We start from the raw sequence: 16,601 nt of genomic DNA on the forward strand, positions 1-16,601 counted from the left end.
AAGACAGGAGCCTTTCGAGAGCCGAAGGGCGCTCCGGCGGTCGCCTACAGGCGGCGATCCGCGCGACATCGAGGAGCGAGCACCCGAGCTGACACAGCGGTAATGGGTCTCACCTCCTCGTCTTCCGAAGGCCGGGATGGTCCGCAGCCGGACGGCAACACTACCTGACGTGACGGACCGGCCGCCCGGTACGGGACGGGGACCGGGCACCCACGGGCAATGGTTGGGTTATGCAACCATGGATGGTGAACCGCAGCGAAGTGCGGAAACGCCGTGAAGGAGGCCAGGTGGACGCAGCCGACGCCGTGGAGACCATCCAGCGGGAGATGACGGTCTTCGCCCGCCGTGCCCGTGCCGCGGCGGGGCGAATGCACCCCGAGCTGTCGCTGGTGTCGTACACGCTGCTCGGGCATCTGGAGGAGAGCGGCGGCTGCCGTGCCACCGACCTGGCCGCGCACTACGCCCTGGACAAGTCCACCGTCAGCCGCCAGGTGGCCGCCCTGGAACGCGCCGGTCTCATCCAACGCCGCCCCGACCCGGAGGACCAGCGCGTCCTGGTGCTGCATCTGACGGAGACCGGCCGGCACATCCTGGCCCAGGTCACCGAGAGCCGCCGGAGCGCCTTCCGGGAGCGGCTGGCGGACTGGCCGGCCGAGGATCTGTCGATGTTCGCCGACTGCCTCGTGCGCTACAACGCGGACTCCGGGCCCGGTCGGCAGGAGTAGGGCGCACCGCACGTACGGTTGAATACGCAATCACTGACGGGCACCCGTCGGCCCGGTCCGGAGGCAGCACCGCCATGCACATCACCAGAGGCTTCACCGGGCGACCGCGCGTCGACGACCCCGGTCTGCCGCCCGGCCAGTACGACGCCGGCGACGACTGGCCCGTCCTGTCCGCCGAGGTCACTCCCGACCTGGCACCCGCCGACTGGACGTTTCGCGTCGACGGCCTGGTGGACGAGCCCCGCACCTGGGACTGGGAGGAGGCGCACCGGCTGCCGCCGTCGGTGTACGAGGGCGCCATCCACTGCGTGACGAGCTGGTCCAAGTTCGGGGTGCGGTTCTCGGGCGTCTCCCTGGACGCCTTCCTCGATGTGGTCCGGCCCCATGGATCGGCGACTCACGCCGTCGCCTACTCGCACACCGGCTACACCACGAACCTACCGCTCGCCGACCTGACCGGCGGGCGTGCCTGGATCGCCTGGGAGTACGACGGCGGCCCGCTCGCCCCCGAGCACGGCGGCCCGGCGCGGCTGCTGGTGCCGCACCTGTACTTCTGGAAGAGCGCCAAGTGGATCGCGGGCCTGCGGATCCTCGACCATGAGGAGCCGGGTTTCTGGGAGCGGAACGGCTACCACGAGCGGGGCAACCCCTGGGAGGAGCAGAGGTACTCCGGTGACTGAGACGTTCGTGCCTCCGACGCGCTTCGCCGTGCCCGGGCGCATCGCCGTGAGTGAGCAGGCCGCCTCCGTGTGGCAGACCGCCACGCTGACCGAGATCCGCCGTGAGACCGCGCGTGCCGCCACCTTCCGGTTCGCCGTGCCCGGCTGGCCGGGGCACCTGCCCGGCCAGCACCTGATGGTGCGGCTGACCGCCGAGGACGGCTACGCGGCCCAGCGCCACTACTCGATCGCTTCCGCCCCGGACGACTCCGGGCATGTCGAGCTGACCTTGGATCACGTCGACGGGGGCGAGGTCTCGGGCTGGTTCCACACCGTCGCCCGGCCCGGCGACCGGGTCGAGGTACGGGGCCCGGTGAGCGGATTCTTCGCCTGGCCCGGCGACCGGCCCGCGCTGCTGATCGGCGCCGGCTCCGGTGTCGTACCGCTGATGTCGATGGTCCGGCACCACCGGGCACGGAACCTGACCGTGCCGCTGCGGCTGGTGGTGTCCGCGCGCGGCCCCGAGGAGCTCATCTACGCCCGGGAGTTCGGTGCGGAGACGACACCCGTCTTCACCCGCGGCGCGCCGGAGGGTGTGCCGGTGGGACGTATGGCCGCAGCCCATGTGGCGCCGCTCCTGGCCGAGCGGCCGTCCGGTGGGTGGGAGGCCTATGTGTGCGGCTCCAACTCCTTCGCCGAGCACGCCTCACGGTTGCTGGTGACAGCCGGTCAGCCCGTGGAGCGCATCCGGATCGAGCGCTTCGGCTGATCTCGGAAGCGGACCGACGGCCCGGCGCCCCGTACCGGGGCCACGACGAGCGATCGATGCGCGTCGGAGGGGGTACCCGGTCCGTGGTACTCGCAGGCGTGGCATGACGCGGAGGGAGCGGCACCGCCACTGTACGGCCGGCCCGGCCCTCCGGCCGCGGGGACGGCGAGGAGGTCGACATGCGAACCCGGGTGCGCGGCTGGCGCTGGCGGCGCAGTCCGCTGCGGCGCCGGTCCGACGTCGTCGAGGCGTGGACGGTGCTGGTGGTCGCCGTGCTGATGCTGGTGGGCGCGCCTCTGGCGGGAGCGGCGGCGGCCTGGTGGGCCCATGACGAGGCGAAGTCGGTATCGGCGGAGCAGCGTGCCGAACGGCACCGTGTCCGTGCCGAGGTAGTGGGCAGGCAGGGCGATCCGCTGCCGTCGGCGGAGTCCGGCGGACAGCACGCGTTCCGCGCGACCGTGCGCTGGACGGAGCCGGGCGAGGGGACGCGCACCGCGACGGCACGGGTCGCGGCGGGCACCCGGCAGGGCGAGGTAGTGGACGTCTGGTTGGACTCCCGGGGCGGAACGTTCCCCCGCCGGTGGACGGCACCGCGGTCTGGCAGCACACCCTCACCATCGGCACATGTGCCGCGGGCGGTGCGGTACTCGTGGTGCTTCTCGGTCATTTGGCCGTCCGCCGGGTGGCGCTGCGCCGCAGGCTCGCCGAGTGGGACCGGGCGTGGGCCCGTACGGAACCGGAGTGGACGCACCGCCGCGCGTGACGGACCCCGATGTGCGGCAGCAGGACAAAATGCCTGGCGAGTTCGCCGGCCGCCGCCATAGTGTGATCATCCGCTCTGTCTCCGCAGCTGTTCCTCACCCAAGGCGGTCCTGCATGGCCCTGTTCGACCTTCCTCTCGATGAACTCCGCGAGTACCGCAGCGCCTCCCCCGAGCCGGAGGACTTCGACGCGTTCTGGTCCAAGACGCTCCAGGAGGCCCGTCAGCACGATCTGGACGCCCGCTTCGAACCGGTCGACGCGGGCCTGTCCACGGTGCAGGTGTTCGATGTGACGTTCGCCGGCTTCGGTGGTCATCCGGTCAAGGGCTGGCTGACGCTGCCGGCCGGGGCGGACGGACCGCTGCCGCTGGTCGTGGAGTTCATCGGCTACGGCGGAGGCCGCGGACTGCCGCACGAGCACCTGCTGTGGGCGTCCTCGGGCCGGGCGCACTTCGTGATGGACACCCGCGGGCAGGGCAGCGCCTGGGGCGCGGGCGGCGGCACGGCGGACCCGGTGGGTGGCGCGCCGGCCTTCCCTGGCTTCATGACGCGCGGTATCGACGCGCCGGAGAACTACTACTACCGCCGGGTGTTCACGGACGCCGTGCGGGCCGTGGAGGCGGCCCGTTCGCACCCCCTCGCCGACGCCACGCGCACGGTGGCCGTCGGCGCGAGCCAGGGCGGCGGCATCACGATCGCGGTGGGCGGCCTGGTCCCCGACCTGGCGGCGATCGCGCCGGACGTGCCGTTCCTGTGCGACTATCCGCGCGCGGCGACGCTCACGGACCGGCACCCGTACCGGGAGATCGGCCTGTACCTCAAGACGCACCGCGGTCGCGCCGCGGACGCCCTGCGCACGCTCTCCTACTTCGACGCCGTCCACTTCGCCACGCGCGGCAGGGCCCCCGCGCTCTTCTCGGCGGCCCTGGAGGACCAGACCTGCCCGCCCTCGACGGTCTTCGCGGCCTTCAACGCCTGGCGCCACGAGGACAAGGAGATCGAGGTGTACGACTTCAACGACCACGAGGGCGGCGGCCCCTTCCAGCAGGCGGCCAAGCTGCGCTGGATGCGCTCGTACATCTGATCCGGCCGTTCACCGCCGGCGGGCTTCCACGCGGTCCCGACCAGTCGGTACGTTCTTCGCGGCCGGGCCGCTCCACGGCGGCCCGGCCCCGAGACGGTCGGCGGAGGGGCTCATGTCCGAGAACGAGACACAGGTGCGCGGGCACTGCGACACGCGGTTCACGGCGGTACGCAGGGCGTTCGAGGGGAACTTCCGGGAGCGGGGCGAGCTGGGCGCCGCGGTGGCCGTCACCGTCGGCGGCGCGACGGTGGTGGAGCTGTGGGGCGGCTGGGCCGACGCGGAGCGCTCCCGGCCGTGGGAGCGGGACACGCTGGTCAACGTGTGGTCCACGACGAAGGGCCCGGTGGCGCTGTGCGCGCACATCCTGGCCGACCGGGGGCTGCTGGACCTCGACGCGCCGGTCGCCGAGTACTGGCCCGAGTTCGCGGCGGCGGGCAAGGAGAAGGTCCTCGTACGGCACCTGCTGTCCCACCGGGCGGGTCTGGCCGGGCTGCGCGAACCGCACTCGCTGGAGCAGCTCTGCGACTGGGAGCTGACCACGCGGCGGCTCGCGGCGACGCAGCCCTGGTGGGAACCGGGAACCCGGTCCGGCTACCACGCGCTCACCTACGGCCATCTGGTCGGCGAGGTCGTCCGGCGGGTCTCGGGGCTTCGGCCCGGGGCCTTCCTGGAGCGGGAGGTGACCGCGCCGCTCGGGATCGACTTCCGCATCGGACTGCCGGCGAAGGACACCGGCCGGGTGGCCGAGCTGGTCCAGCGGCCGGTCGCGGCGAGCAGTGAACAGGCCGCCGTCTTCGCCCAGTTGCCACCGGCGGCGATCGCGGCACTGACGAACCCGCCGGTGTCCGCCATCGGAGCCGGGACCCCGGGGTGGAGGGCCGCCGAGATTCCCGCGGCGAACGGGCACGGCACCGCGCTCGCGGTCGCCGAGCTCTACGGCGTCTTCGCGGGGCGCGGGTCTTACGGAGACCACCGCGTCCTGTCCCCCGAGGCGGCCGAGCGGGTGCGCGAGGGGCAGGGCAGCTGCCGGGACCTGGTGCTCGGCGCCGGGTTCGAGAACGAGACGGAGGTGGGGCTCGGGCTGTGGCTCAGCGGAGCCAACGGCTCCTACGGACCCAACCCGCGCGCTTTCGGTCATGACGGCTTCGGCGGCTCCTGCGGGCTGGCCGACCCGGAGGCGGAGGTGTCCCTGGGGTATGTGATGAACCGCATGGGGCCTCATATCGCTGACGACCCGCGGAAGACGGCACTGGTCGACGCCCTGTACAGCGCGCTGTGACGGCGGGCTCGGGCGGTCCGGTTTCGGCCGAACCGCCCGGCCCCCCTTCCCGTCTGGTTTAGACCAATGCTAGATCTGGTGGCGCACCGAGCCCGTATCACTACCGCACGTGACCACCAGGAGGCGCGGCATGGCCCGCACCACCCCGCACGACCACCCGCCGGCCGAGGAAGAGCCCTTGTACCGGCGGATCGCGACGAGATTGCTGGGCGAACTGCGCGACGGCACCGTCCCGCCCGGTGAACGACTGCCGGGCGAACGGCGGCTCGCCGAGCACTTCGGGGTCAGCCGGGAGACCGTACGGCAGGCGCTGGAGCTGCTGCGCCGTGACGGTCTGGTCGCCACCGACCGGCGCGGCAGCCACGCCACGCTGCCGGGCGTGCCGCTGGAGACCCCGGCTTCGCTCGCCTTCCCGGTCGGAGCGGCGGCCGCCGCTCCGGGCACGGTCGCCCGCGCCACCGTCAAGTGGGAGCCGCCCCCACCGGACCACGCCGAGGCCCTGGGGTTGGCCCCGGGCCGGCCCACCCTCGTCCACGACTACCGGTACGCGACCGCCGACGGCCGGGGACTGCGGACCGCCGTGACGTCCTTCTCGGCCGTGGCTCTCGCGGAGGTGGAGGAGCTCGCCCGCTACCGCGACCGCGCCGACGGCACCGCGGCCGCACAACTCCGACGGGCCTACGACTGGATGCGCCGGGCGGGCCTGACCCTGCACCACCGCGACGCCATCACCCGCCTGGCGAGCACGCCGTCGGTGCGGGTCACCCGGCAGGTGCACGATCAGTACGCGCGCCCGCTGGAGATCACCGACCTGGTGGTGGACGCACGACAGGACGCCTTGGTTTACGAGTTCACCCTGCCGGGCCGCGCCGACTAGAACGGCAACCGGGCCACGACGAGCCGTACCCGTGGACTGCCGTCCCGTCGCGGTCCGAACTCCGGCAGGGCGTGGAGGTCCACCCGGAAGCCGGCGCGTGCCAGCTCGCGCCGTATGTCCCCGAAGCGGAACGCGCGGTAGTACATGACGAACGGAGGCCGCCACAGCGCGTTGCGCAGCCGCATCACCGTGTCGAAGCCGAGCAGCATCCAGTAGCCGAGTGAGCCCGGGCGGGGCGGGGCGACCAGCGGGAACGCGAAGCAGCCGCCCGGCCGCAGGACCGAGCGGACCTGCGCGAACAGGCCGGGCAGCTCACGGGGCAGGAAGTGTCCGAAGGCCCCGAAGCTGACCACCAGGTCGAAGGCGGGAGCGAAGGGCAAGGAGCGGGCGTCCGCCCTGACCCAGGAGACCGGCGGACCCTCGGGCCGCACCCGCTCCCGCGCGATGTCGAGCATGCCGGCGCTGAAGTCGACACCGGTGACCCGCTCCCGGCACACCCCCGCCAGCACGCCGACCCCCGCGCCGGTGCCGCAGCACAGGTCGAGGCCGGCGCCGAAGGGACCCAGGCGCCGCAGCGCCGACCCGACGGCGTCGAGGACCGCGTCGGGTGTCCGGAAGGGGGTGTGGTCGAACTTCGGCGCGAGGAGGTCGTAGCCGCGCTCGACGGAGGACAGCGCCTGGACGGCGAGTTCACGCAGCGTGGGACCTTCGGGGCTGAACATCGGCTCAGCCTAGGGGAGCTCGCTGCTCGATGACGGTGAGTACGCGCTCGCACCAGTGGAGGTTCTCCTCCTCGAAGCCGATGCCGCCCATCAGCGTGAGGTACGGGCCGACGCGGTCGGTCTCCCGCAGGTACTCCTCCTCGCTGCGGCCGGCCAGGAGCCGTTCGCGGACGCGCCGGTAGCGGGCGAGCTTGCCGCGGGACCAGGCCCCGCGCTCCTCGACGAGCGCGCGGGTGGCCTCGGGGTCCGCGCCGTCCATGGCCTGGACCTTGATGAGGAGTTCGTCCCGGATGGCGGTGGGGCGCCGGGGCGGTGTGGCCGCGAACGCGCACAGATCGGCACGGCCCGGCTCGGTGAGCGTGAACATCCGCTTGTCGGGCCGCCGTTCCTGGCGTACGACCCTGGCCTCGATCAGCCCGTCCTGTGCGAGGCGCTCCAGTTCCCGGTAGAGCTGCTGCGGCGTCGCGGCCCAGAAGTTGGCGAGCGACACGTCGAACACCTTGGCGAGCTCGTAGCCCGAGGCCTCTCCTTCCAGGAGGGCGGCCAGGACGGCGTACTTCAGAGACATGTGGACACCGTAACAGCGGTTGATTAATCTCATCCGCACCTACTCAACTAATTGACTAAGGCAGGTTCGATGCGTGCATTCCGTGAGGCCATCGAGGCAGGCGATCTCGACGCCGCCGAGGCACTCCTGGCGCCGGACGTCGTGTTCACCAGCCCGGTCGTCTTCAAGCCGTACGCCGGGAAGGCGATCACGGCGGCGATCCTGCGCGCCGTCGCCGGCGTCTTCGAGGACTTCCGCTACGTGCGCGAGATCAACGACACGGACGACCGTGACCACGCCCTCGTCTTCAGCGCGCGGGTGGGCGACCGGGAGATCAGCGGCTGCGACTTCATCCATGTCGACGAGAACGGCCTGATCGACGAATTCACCGTGATGGTGCGCCCGTTGTCGGGGGCGCAGGCGCTCGCGGCGGCCATGGGCGCGCAGTTCGAGCGGATCACCGAGGAGGCACGAGCACGCTCGGTGTGAGCAACTCGTCTGGTTGGATGACCCCATGACGTCCGCCGAGCACGACGCGCTGATGCGTGCCAACCAGGCCAACTGGGACGCCCGCACGCCCGTCCATCTCGCCAGCCGGTTCTACGGCCTCGACCAGGACCTCGATCCCGAGCGCTGGTTCGCCTCCTTCGAGTGGGAGGACCTCGGCGAGCTGGCCGGGCGTGACGTGCTGCATCTGCAGTGTCATCTCGGCACAGAGACGATCGCCTTCGCCAGGCGCGGAGCGCGTGCCGTCGGCCTCGACTTCTCCGGGGCGTCGGTGGCGGCCGCGACCGGCATCGCCGCGCGGACCGGGGCGGACGTGACCTACGTACAGGCCAATGTGTACGACGCCGTCGAGGCCTTGGACGGGCGGCTGTTCGACGTCGTCTACACCGGCAAGGGCGCCCTGTGCTATCTGCCCGACCTGGACCGCTGGGCGGAGGTCGTCCGCCGGCTGCTCCGGCCGGGCGGACGGTTGTACGTCGTCGAGTTCCATCCCTTGCTCAACTCCCTCGGCCCGAAGCCCGCTCCGGGCGAAGGCCCCGAGCTGTCGCTGCGCCACGACTACCTGAGCGGCGGCGGTCCGGTGCACCGGGACGCGACCCGCACCTACACGGACGGCCCGGCCGTCGAGGGCGCCACGGACAGTTACGAGTGGATGCACGGAATGGGTGAGGTCGTCAACGCGCTGACCGGGGCGGGACTCACTGTGCGGCGGCTGCGGGAGGGCGACGAACTCCCCTGGCCGCGCTGGCCGCAGATGGTGCGTACGGAGTCCGGGTGGTGGCGGCTGCCCGAGCCGCGGATCCCCCTGCTGTACGGGCTGCTGGCCGGCCGCTGAGGCTTCTGAGGCACGTTTCACTCCCACGGCATCGCGCCCGGTGGTAGAGTGTCAACAGCACTCGTGCACGCCCGAGTTTCGGGCGCCGGTGCCAGTTCGTTTCTTTTCTTCTCTTCATTTCCAGCACCACCTCGCTGAGCAGGACGTTCTTCGTCGTAGCCACGGTGCTGTGCTGTTCCCGCCGCCCGGAGGCGTGCCCAGGCCCCTCCCTTCGCGGCTCTCTCCCCTCCCCTTCGCATGTCCCATGCCTTCCGTCCGTGAAAGGACACACCACCATGACCACCACGCTCGAAAACCCACCCGTCCAGCAGCAGGCCCAGGCCCAGACCGCGACCGGTGTCCTCGACATCGACGCGGCCGGGAAGGGGCAGCTGCGCGACGAGGGCCTCCTGCCCACACCCGCCGACCCTGCGGTCTCCCCCGCGCTGATCCGCCGGTACGGCCTGCGCAAGGGCGACCTCGTCGAGGGCGTGCGCGGCGACCGTCGCGGCCTGACCGACGTCGTACGGGTCGACGGCCGCGAGCCCGGAGAAGTGCGCGGCCGGCGTCACTTCCGGGACCTGACACCGCTGCATCCGCACGAGCGGCTGCGTCTGGAGCACCCGGCCGCCGGAGTGACCGGACGGGTCGTCGACCTGATCGCGCCGGTCGGCAAGGGCCAGCGCGGGCTCCTCGTGGCCCCGCCCAAGACCGGCAAGACCGTCATCCTGCAGCAACTCGCCGCCGCCTTCGCCGGCAACCATCCCGGGAGCCGGCTGATGGTGCTGCTGCTCGACGAGCGGCCCGAGGAGGTCACCGACATGCGGCGCAGTGTGCGGGGCGAGGTGTACGCCTCGACCTTCGACCGCAGCGCCAAGCAGCACATCGCGCTCGCCGAGCTCGTGATCGAACGGGCCAAGCGGCTCGTCGAGGCCGGTGAGGACGTCGTCGTCCTCCTCGACTCGCTGACCCGGCTGTGCCGGGCCCACAACAACGCGGCCGCGTCCGGTGGCCGCACCCTCACCGGGGGTGTCGACGCGTCCGCCCTGATCGGCCCCAAGCGGTTCTTCGGCGCCGCCCGGGCCGCCGAGGAGGGCGGCTCCCTCACGATCCTCGCCACCGCCCTGGTGGAGACCGGCTCCCGGGCCGACGACTTCTACTTCGAGGAGCTGAAGAGCACCGGCAACATGGAGCTGCGTCTGAGTCGCGACCCGGCGTCCCGGCGCGTGTTCCCGGCCGTCGACATCACCCCCTCCGGCACCCGCCGCGAGGAACTCCTCCTGCCCCCGGCCGAGTTGCAGGCCGTGCACGGCCTGCGTCGTGTACTGCAGGGCCGGGACGGCCAGGGCGGTCTGGAGACTCTGCTGGAGCGGATGCGCGAGACACCGGACAACGCGACGTTCCTGCGGCGCGTCCAGCCGACCCTGCCCTCGGGCTGACGGACATGCCCCAGGCCCCGTGCCGTGCCGGTACGCCACCGGTGTGGCATCCGGGTGCTCGCGGACGCTGTTCGGCCCGGTCATCGCCGTGCGGAGCGCATCCGTTTCTACGTTAATCATATGATCCTCGGATTTTCTTTCCGGATGGCCGTATCGGCCGGTGTGCTCTGTGCCGTGGGGCTCCTGGCGGTGGTGCCCGCCGCGGCGGACGTCTCCGGCAGGGCGGAGCTCAGTGCGCCGGCCGTGCCGAGGGCGGCGGCCCCGCACCCCTCGCTGCTGCACCGCCCCGGCACGCATGTCCGCCCGCGTGCCGGGGTGCCCCGTCTCCCGGAGGTCTCCGCCCTGTCGTGGCTGGTGGCCGACGCCCGCAGCGGCGAGGTGCTCGCCGCCCACAACGCGCACCGCAGGCTCCCCCCGGCCAGCACCCTGAAGACCCTGTTCGCCCTCACGGTGCTGCCCGCGCTGCCGGGGCGCGTCCGGCACACGGTCCGTGCGGAGGAACTCCGGGGCATCGGTGCAGGCAGCAGCCTCGTCGGGGTCGCGGAGGGCCGTACCTACCGGGTCGCCGACCTCTGGCGCGGTGTCTTCCTCAACTCGGGCAACGACGCCGTGCACGTCCTGGCCGAAATGAACGGTGGCTGGCGAGCCACGGCCCGGCGGATGCAGGCCGAGGCCCGTTCCCTGGGCGCCCTCGACACGCGCGTGATGTCGCCGGACGGCTACGACACGCCGGGCCAGGTGTCGTCGGCGTTCGACCTGGCGATCTTCGGCCGGACAGGGCTGCGCAATCCGGACTTCGCCCGGTACTGCGCCACGGTCGAGGCCAGATTCCCGGGCGGCGGGGGCTGGTCGTACGCCATCCGCAACACCAACCGGCTGCTGAGCGGCACCCGTGGGGTGAAGCCGTACCGGGGGCTGATCGGCATCAAGAACGGCTACACCAGCAAGGCGGGCAGCACGCTCGTCGCGGCTGCACGCCGGGGCGGGCGCACCCTCGTCGTGACGGTGATGAACCCTCAGCAGGGCGGCGGGGCCGCCGTCTACGAGGAGGCACGCTCGCTGCTCGACTGGGGGTTCGGGTCTGCCGCGAGGGTCGAACCGGTGGGCTCGCTCGAGACCTCGCGGCGGGCCTCCGCGCGGCCGGGAGCGACGACGCTGCCCGCGGCCGCCGCCGCGGCCGTGCCGCAAGAGCCCGCCTCCGCCTGGACCGAGGCGGGCCTGATCGTGGGTGCCGTCGGGCTGGGCGCGGCGGTCGTGGTGCTGGTGCTGCGGCTCCCGGTCCGCCGGTCGGAAGGAAGTTGACCGGCCGGCAGCCACAGCAGCAGGCCCAGGGTGATCCATGCGTAGGTGTTGCTGCCCAGGAAACCGTCGACGCCGGACGCGTCGTCGAACCACAGCCACACCACGCTGGTGCACAGCACGGCGTACAGGGCGCCAGCGATCCGCGGGTGTCCCGTACGGACCAGCACGGCGAAGGACGGCAGCAGCCACACCAGATGGTGCACCCAGGTGATCGGGCTGACGAGACAGGCGGCGAGGCCGGACAGGGCGAACGCGGCCGTCCAGTCCTCCGCGGCGACCGCCCGCCGCACCCGCACCGCCCAGACGCCGAGGATCAGCAGGACCGCCGCCGCCCACACCGCCCGGTCCGGTTCGCCGAGCCGGGCCAGGATGCCCTGCACCGACTGGTTCGAGACGTAGCCGAGGCGCCCGATGCGGTTCGTGTCCCACAGCGCGTCGGTCCAGTAGAAGCGCGAGGCGTCGGCGTCGATCCAGGCCGCGAGGGCCGTGGCCCCGAAGGCGACGGCAGTGGCGAGAGCCGCCGCGCGCCACCGCCGGGCCACCAGCAGCAGTCCGATGAACAGCGCCGGAGTGAGCTTGATCGCGGCAGCGAGCCCGATGCCGGTGCCCGCCAGGCGTCCGCGTCCGCCGGCGAGCAGCGCCGCGTCGGTGAGCACGAGGGCCAGCAGGAGCAGATTGACCTGCCCGAAGCTGAAGGTGTCGCGCAACGGTTCGAACAGTGCGAGCAGGCAGGCGATCAGGGCCCAGCCGTACCAGCCGTGGCGCCGCCACTGGGGTCCGCTGAGCAGGCGCAGGATCACGGCCAGGGCCGCCAGGTTGAGCAGCAGGGCGGCGGCGATCGCGGTGCGCAGGTCCAGGAGTGCCATCGGCAGCATGGCGACGGCGGCGAACGGTGGGTAGGTGAAGCCGTACGTCGTACCCGGCACCCGGTAGTCGTAGATCCGGCCGCCGTGGTGGACCCAGGTGTCGATGCTGCCGTAGTAGACACGCAGGTCGAACCAGTCGCGCAGCAGGGGCACGGTGGCGGTGAAGACGGTCACCACCGTGGCGAGGACGAGCAGGAGCAGCAGTCGTCCGCGGTCGGTGCGCGGCAGGCCCGGGGTCATGCCGCGCGTCCCAGCGCCGGGGCGAGTTCGGCCTGGCGGGCCTGCCACAGCACGACGACCGCGAGCGCGCCGCCGGAGACGGCGAGGACGAGTTGCCCCGTGTCCGCCGCGTCGCCGCTGGGCAGGACGCAGAGCGCGAGCACACCGGTCACGGCCGCCATGCGATGGCGTACGGACGTACTGGGCGTGGCGGCGGCGATGAGGAACAGGCCCCACAGTGCGTACCAGGGGCGGATCGCCGGGCCGAGTGCGGCCACCGCGGCGAGGCTCAGGCCCAGCGCGTAGACCGGTCGTGGGCGCAGCCGGAGCCATATCAGCACGATCGCGACCACGGCCGCCGCGATGCCGAGCGCGTGCCAGGCGGGGATCGCCAGGGGCGCGAGATCGCTGCCCAGATGTTGCAGCAGGGCCCGGGTGGCGCGGCCGAGCAGGGTGGTCAGAGCCCAGTTCTGGGGTGAGACGGGGGTGTTCAGGGCGCCGATCCAGCCGTATCCGGTGCCGGCCGCGGCCGTGGCTACGACGGTCGTCCCCGCGGCCGCGGCGGTGGTGGTCAGCACCGCCTTCGCCGGAGCGCGGCCCGCGCGGACCTGGAGGACGACGACGGCGGCCAGGCCGAGTACGGCGGGCGCCTTGACCAGGGCGGCGAGTGTGACGAGGACGGCGCCGAGGACCGGCCACCGGCCGAGCGCCGCCACCAGGCCGACGCCGAGCAGGCCGAGCATGACGGCGTCGTTGTGGGCGCCCGCGACCAGGTGCAGCAGGACGAGCGGGTTGAGGGCACCCAGCCACAGTGCTGCGGACGGGTCGGCGCCGCTGTGCCGGGCGAGCCGGGGCAGTGCGGCCGCCATCAGGGCCACGCCGGCGAGCGCGACGAGCCGCATCCCGAACAGCCCGGCGGGCAGTTCCCCTCCGGTCAGACCGGACAGGGCCGCCGCGACGGCGAGGAACACCGGGCCGTACGGGGCTCCGGTGTGCCGCCAGAGCGGGGCGACCTCGTCGGCGAGCGGGCCGCCGAGCCGGGACGGCCCGTGCGCGTAGACGTCCATGTGCGCGTCGACCATCGCCCCCTGGGCGAGGTAGCTGTAGATGTCCCTGCTGAACAGCGGCGGGGCGAGCAGCAACGGTGCCGCCCAGACTGCGAGGACGAGCAGAAGGGCACGGGGAGTGGGCGGCCGAGGCCCGCGCACCAGCCGGCCCAGCAGCGCCCAGGCCGCGATCAGCAGGACGACACCGAAGTACACCCCGACCAGACCGAGGGCCGCGCCTGCGGAGGCCGGGGGGAGGAGGTCCCGCACGGGCAGGGCACCGGCCGTCTCACCGCCCGCCGCGAGGAAGGCGGTACCGGCCAGACCGAGTATCTGGCAGCGGCGGAGATCGACGGGGAAAGCCATGGCCAACACTCGGGCAGCGTGTCAACGCGGGGTGGCGTTCGAACGACGCGGGGCTCTCCGGAGGAAAGCCAGGGTGTGACCGGCCGGTGATCAGGTGCCGGCCGGTGATCAAGTGCCGGCCGGTGGGGGCTTGTCGCGCAGTTCCCCGCCCCCCTGAGGTGCGCTGGACGACCGCCTTCAGAAGACGGAGAGGCCTGTGAGTGTCGTGAATCGGTCGAGGGCCGCCACGCCCGCCACCGAATTGCCCCGTTCGTCCAGGCCTGGGCTCCACACGCACAGGGTGCAGCGGCCCGGGACGACGGCGATGATGCCGCCGCCGACGCCGCTCTTGCCGGGCAGCCCCACGCGGTAGGCGAAGTCGCCCGCCGCGTCGTACGTGCCGCAGGTCAGCATGATCGCGTTGATCTGCTTGGCCTGGCTGCGGGTGAGCAGCCGGGTGCCGTCGGCGCGGACGCCGTGGCGGGCCAGGAAGGTCGTGGCGAGGGCGAGGTCGGCGCAGGACGCGGTGACCGAGCACTGCCGGAAGTACTCGTCGAGCAGGACCGGCACCGGGTTGTCGATGTTGCCGTACGCGGCCATGAAGTGGCCGAGGGCGGCGTTCCGGTCGCCGTGCGCCGTCTCTGAGGCGGCGACCTCCTCGTCGAAGGCCAGGCCGGGGTTGCCGCTCTCCGCCCGCAGGAACGCCAGCAGTTCGCCCGAGGCGTCGCCGGTACGGGTGTGCAGCCGGTCGGTGACGACGAGGGCGCCGGCGTTGATGAACGGGTTGCGCGGGATGCCGTTCTCGTACTCCAGCTGGACGAGGGAGTTGAAGGGGTTGCCGGAGGGCTCGCGGCCCACGTGCTCCCACAGGGCATCGCCTTCGCGGGCCAGATCGAGGGCGAGGGTGAAGACCTTGGTGAGGGACTGCGCGGAGAACGGCTCCCGCCAGTCCCCCACGCCGTACACCGTGCCGTCGGGTTCGGCGACGGCCATGCCGAACCGGCGCGGATCGCGGGCCGCGAGGGCCGGGATGTAGTCGGCGGGCCGGCCGCGACCGGGGGTCCGTTCGACCTCCTCCGCGATGCGCTCCAGGACCGGCTGGAAGGTCGACGGCGATGTCATGATCACCATTGTCTCTCCGTGCCGGTCCCGGTGCGCTCGGCCGCGTCAGGCCGTCGGAGCCGGGCCGCTGCCCGCCAGGACCTCCGGGCGCAGTAGTGCCGCGAGTGTCTCGGCGGGCAACAGGCCCTTTTCCAGGACGAGTTCGGCCACGCCCCGGCCGGAGGTGAGGGCCTCCTTGGCGATGTCGGTGGCGGCGGTGTAGCCGATGTGCGGGTTGAGGGCGGTGACCAGGCCGATGGAGTTCTCGACGGTGGCGCGCAGTGCCTCGGTGTTGGCGGTGATGCCGGCCACGCAGCGTTCGGCGAGGGTGAGGCAGGCCGCGCGCAGATGGGTGATCGACTCCGACAGGGAGTGCAGGATGATCGGCTCGAAGGCGTTGAGCTGGAGCTGTCCGGCTTCGGCGGCCATGGTGATGGTGACGTCGTTGCCGATCACCTCGAAGGCGACCTGGTTGACGACCTCGGGGATCACCGGGTTGACCTTGCCGGGCATGATGGAGGAACCGGCCTGCACCGGCGGAAGGTTGATCTCGCCCAGGCCGGCGCGCGGACCGGAGGACAGCAGCCGCAGGTCGTTGCAGCTCTTGGAGAGCTTGACCGCGATGCGTTTGAGCACGCCCGACATCTGCACGAAGGCACCGCAGTCCTGGGTCGCCTCGACCAGGTTGGCGGCGGTGACCAGGGGCAGGCCGGTGATCCCGGCCAGATGACGGCGGGCCGCCTCGGCGTATCCGGCATGCGCGTTGAGGCCGGTGCCGATCGCGGTGGCGCCGAGGTTGATCTCATGGATCAGCTCGACGGCCTCGGCGAGACGGGAGCGGTCCTCGTCGATCATGACGGCGTACGCGGAGAACTCCTGGCCGAGCGTCATCGGCACCGCGTCCTGCAACTGCGTACGGCCCATCTTGAGCACGTCGTGGAACTCGACGGCCTTGCCGGCGAAGGTGTCCTGCAGGACGGACATCGCCGAGAGCAGCCCGCGCACCGCGAACACCGTCGCGATCTTGACGGCGGTCGGGTAGACGTCGTTGGTGGACTGGCCGAGGTTGACGTCCTCGTTCGGGTGCAGATACCGGTACTCGCCCTTGGCATGGCCCAGCAGCTCCAGCGCCCGGTTGGCCACGACCTCGTTGGCGTTCATGTTCGTCGACGTCCCGGCACCGCCCTGCACGACATCGACCACGAACTGCTCGTGCAGCCTGCCCTCGCGGATCTCACGGCAGGCCGCGACGATGGCGGCGGCCTTCCGCGGTTCCAGCAGCCCCAGCTCCTCGTTCGCCAGGGCCGCCGCCTCCTTCACGGCGGCCAGAGCCTCGATCAGATGCGGGTACGCGGAGATCGGCATACCCGTGATGGGGAAGTTCTCCGTGGCACGCAGCGTATGGACACCCCAGTACGCCTCGGCGGGGACATCCCGGTCGCCGAGCAGGTCGTGTTCGGAGCGGGTGGCGGCGGTCATGAGGGTGCGGGTCCTCTTTCTCAGGGGCGAGGGTGAGTCGCGCCCCATAGGGGCGCGGGG

At 72.3% G+C, this 16,601-nt stretch carries 15 protein-coding genes and 2 pseudogenes; 11 read left to right on the plus strand and 6 right to left on the minus strand.

Features of this window, described 5'->3' with window-relative positions; genetic code table 11:
- Positions 1-287 precede the first annotated feature (287 nt).
- The 7 genes and pseudogenes from ACQEV8_RS02160 to ACQEV8_RS02190 all read left to right on the plus strand — a co-directional run bounded on the left by ACQEV8_RS02160 (position 288) and on the right by ACQEV8_RS02190 (position 6,154).
- Positions 288-725, plus strand: a complete 438-nt coding sequence (locus ACQEV8_RS02160; RefSeq protein WP_432956848.1) for a MarR family winged helix-turn-helix transcriptional regulator — start codon at positions 288-290, stop codon at positions 723-725.
- A gap of 74 nt (positions 726-799) precedes the next feature.
- Positions 800-1,405 (plus strand): sulfite oxidase-like oxidoreductase, encoded by a 606-nt coding sequence (locus tag ACQEV8_RS02165; protein ID WP_432956851.1) that lies wholly within the window; start codon positions 800-802, stop codon positions 1,403-1,405.
- Positions 1,398-2,153 carry a ferredoxin reductase gene (locus ACQEV8_RS02170; protein WP_432956853.1) on the plus strand — a complete coding sequence of 252 codons (756 nt, stop codon included), beginning with the start codon at positions 1,398-1,400 and terminating at the stop codon, positions 2,151-2,153. Before ACQEV8_RS02165 ends, ACQEV8_RS02170 begins: the two co-directional genes overlap by 8 nt.
- 179 nt (positions 2,154-2,332) lie before the next feature.
- A pseudogene (locus ACQEV8_RS02175) lies at positions 2,333-2,916 on the plus strand (Rv1733c family protein).
- 113 nt (positions 2,917-3,029) lie between these two features.
- Positions 3,030-3,998: an acetylxylan esterase gene (locus ACQEV8_RS02180; RefSeq protein WP_432956854.1), complete on the plus strand. Its 969-nt coding sequence runs from the start codon at positions 3,030-3,032 to the stop codon at positions 3,996-3,998.
- Positions 3,999-4,110: 112 nt separating this feature from the next.
- Positions 4,111-5,277 (plus strand): serine hydrolase domain-containing protein, encoded by a 1,167-nt coding sequence (locus ACQEV8_RS02185; RefSeq protein WP_432956857.1) that lies wholly within the window; start codon positions 4,111-4,113, stop codon positions 5,275-5,277.
- A gap of 130 nt (positions 5,278-5,407) precedes the next feature.
- Entirely contained in the window at positions 5,408-6,154 is a 747-nt protein-coding gene (locus ACQEV8_RS02190; RefSeq protein ID WP_432956858.1) for a GntR family transcriptional regulator, read from the plus strand.
- Here the strand turns inward: ACQEV8_RS02190 and ACQEV8_RS02195 are convergent.
- A complete protein-coding gene (locus tag ACQEV8_RS02195; protein ID WP_432956861.1) occupies positions 6,151-6,876 on the minus strand; it encodes a class I SAM-dependent methyltransferase in 726 nt (241 codons plus the stop codon). The two genes, ACQEV8_RS02190 and ACQEV8_RS02195, sit on opposite strands and share 4 nt — an antisense overlap.
- Positions 6,877-6,880: 4 nt before the next feature.
- Positions 6,881-7,444: a PadR family transcriptional regulator gene (locus ACQEV8_RS02200; protein WP_432956863.1), complete on the minus strand. Its 564-nt coding sequence runs from the start codon at positions 7,442-7,444 to the stop codon at positions 6,881-6,883.
- A gap of 69 nt (positions 7,445-7,513) precedes the next feature.
- Here ACQEV8_RS02200 and ACQEV8_RS02205 point away from each other — a divergent pair, with 69 nt between their 5' ends.
- The 4 genes and pseudogenes from ACQEV8_RS02205 to ACQEV8_RS02220 form a co-directional block, all read left to right on the plus strand.
- On the plus strand, positions 7,514-7,912 hold the full coding sequence (locus ACQEV8_RS02205; protein ID WP_432956865.1) for a nuclear transport factor 2 family protein: 399 nt from the start codon (positions 7,514-7,516) through the stop codon (positions 7,910-7,912).
- A gap of 25 nt (positions 7,913-7,937) precedes the next feature.
- Positions 7,938-8,765 carry a class I SAM-dependent methyltransferase gene (locus tag ACQEV8_RS02210; protein ID WP_432956867.1) on the plus strand — a complete coding sequence of 276 codons (828 nt, stop codon included), beginning with the start codon at positions 7,938-7,940 and terminating at the stop codon, positions 8,763-8,765.
- A gap of 275 nt (positions 8,766-9,040) precedes the next feature.
- A complete protein-coding gene (gene rho, locus ACQEV8_RS02215; protein ID WP_432956868.1) occupies positions 9,041-10,183 on the plus strand; it encodes a transcription termination factor Rho in 1,143 nt (380 codons plus the stop codon).
- A 144-nt stretch (positions 10,184-10,327) separates the two neighbouring features.
- Positions 10,328-11,140 (plus strand): annotated as a pseudogene (locus tag ACQEV8_RS02220) (D-alanyl-D-alanine carboxypeptidase family protein); the annotation flags it as partial.
- 83 nt (positions 11,141-11,223) lie between these two features.
- Here the strand turns inward: ACQEV8_RS02220 and ACQEV8_RS02225 are convergent.
- The 4 genes from ACQEV8_RS02225 to aspA form a co-directional block, all read right to left on the minus strand.
- Complete coding sequence (locus tag ACQEV8_RS02225; RefSeq protein ID WP_432956870.1) at positions 11,224-12,591, minus strand: glycosyltransferase 87 family protein; 1,368 nt, start codon at positions 12,589-12,591, stop codon at positions 11,224-11,226.
- Entirely contained in the window at positions 12,588-13,982 is a 1,395-nt protein-coding gene (mptB, locus tag ACQEV8_RS02230) for a polyprenol phosphomannose-dependent alpha 1,6 mannosyltransferase MptB (protein ID WP_432956872.1), read from the minus strand. The genes ACQEV8_RS02225 and mptB overlap by 4 nt, the downstream gene beginning before the upstream one ends.
- 177 nt (positions 13,983-14,159) lie before the next feature.
- Entirely contained in the window at positions 14,160-15,092 is a 933-nt protein-coding gene (locus tag ACQEV8_RS02235; protein ID WP_432956873.1) for a glutaminase, read from the minus strand.
- Positions 15,093-15,128: 36 nt separating this feature from the next.
- Positions 15,129-16,541: an aspartate ammonia-lyase gene (aspA, locus tag ACQEV8_RS02240; RefSeq protein WP_432956875.1), complete on the minus strand. Its 1,413-nt coding sequence runs from the start codon at positions 16,539-16,541 to the stop codon at positions 15,129-15,131.
- Positions 16,542-16,601: the final 60 nt, after the last annotated feature.

The sequence above is a fragment of the Streptomyces sp. CA-179760 genome, assembly GCF_050937045.1.
In the GTDB taxonomy this organism is placed as follows: Bacteria; Actinomycetota; Actinomycetes; order Streptomycetales; family Streptomycetaceae; genus Streptomyces.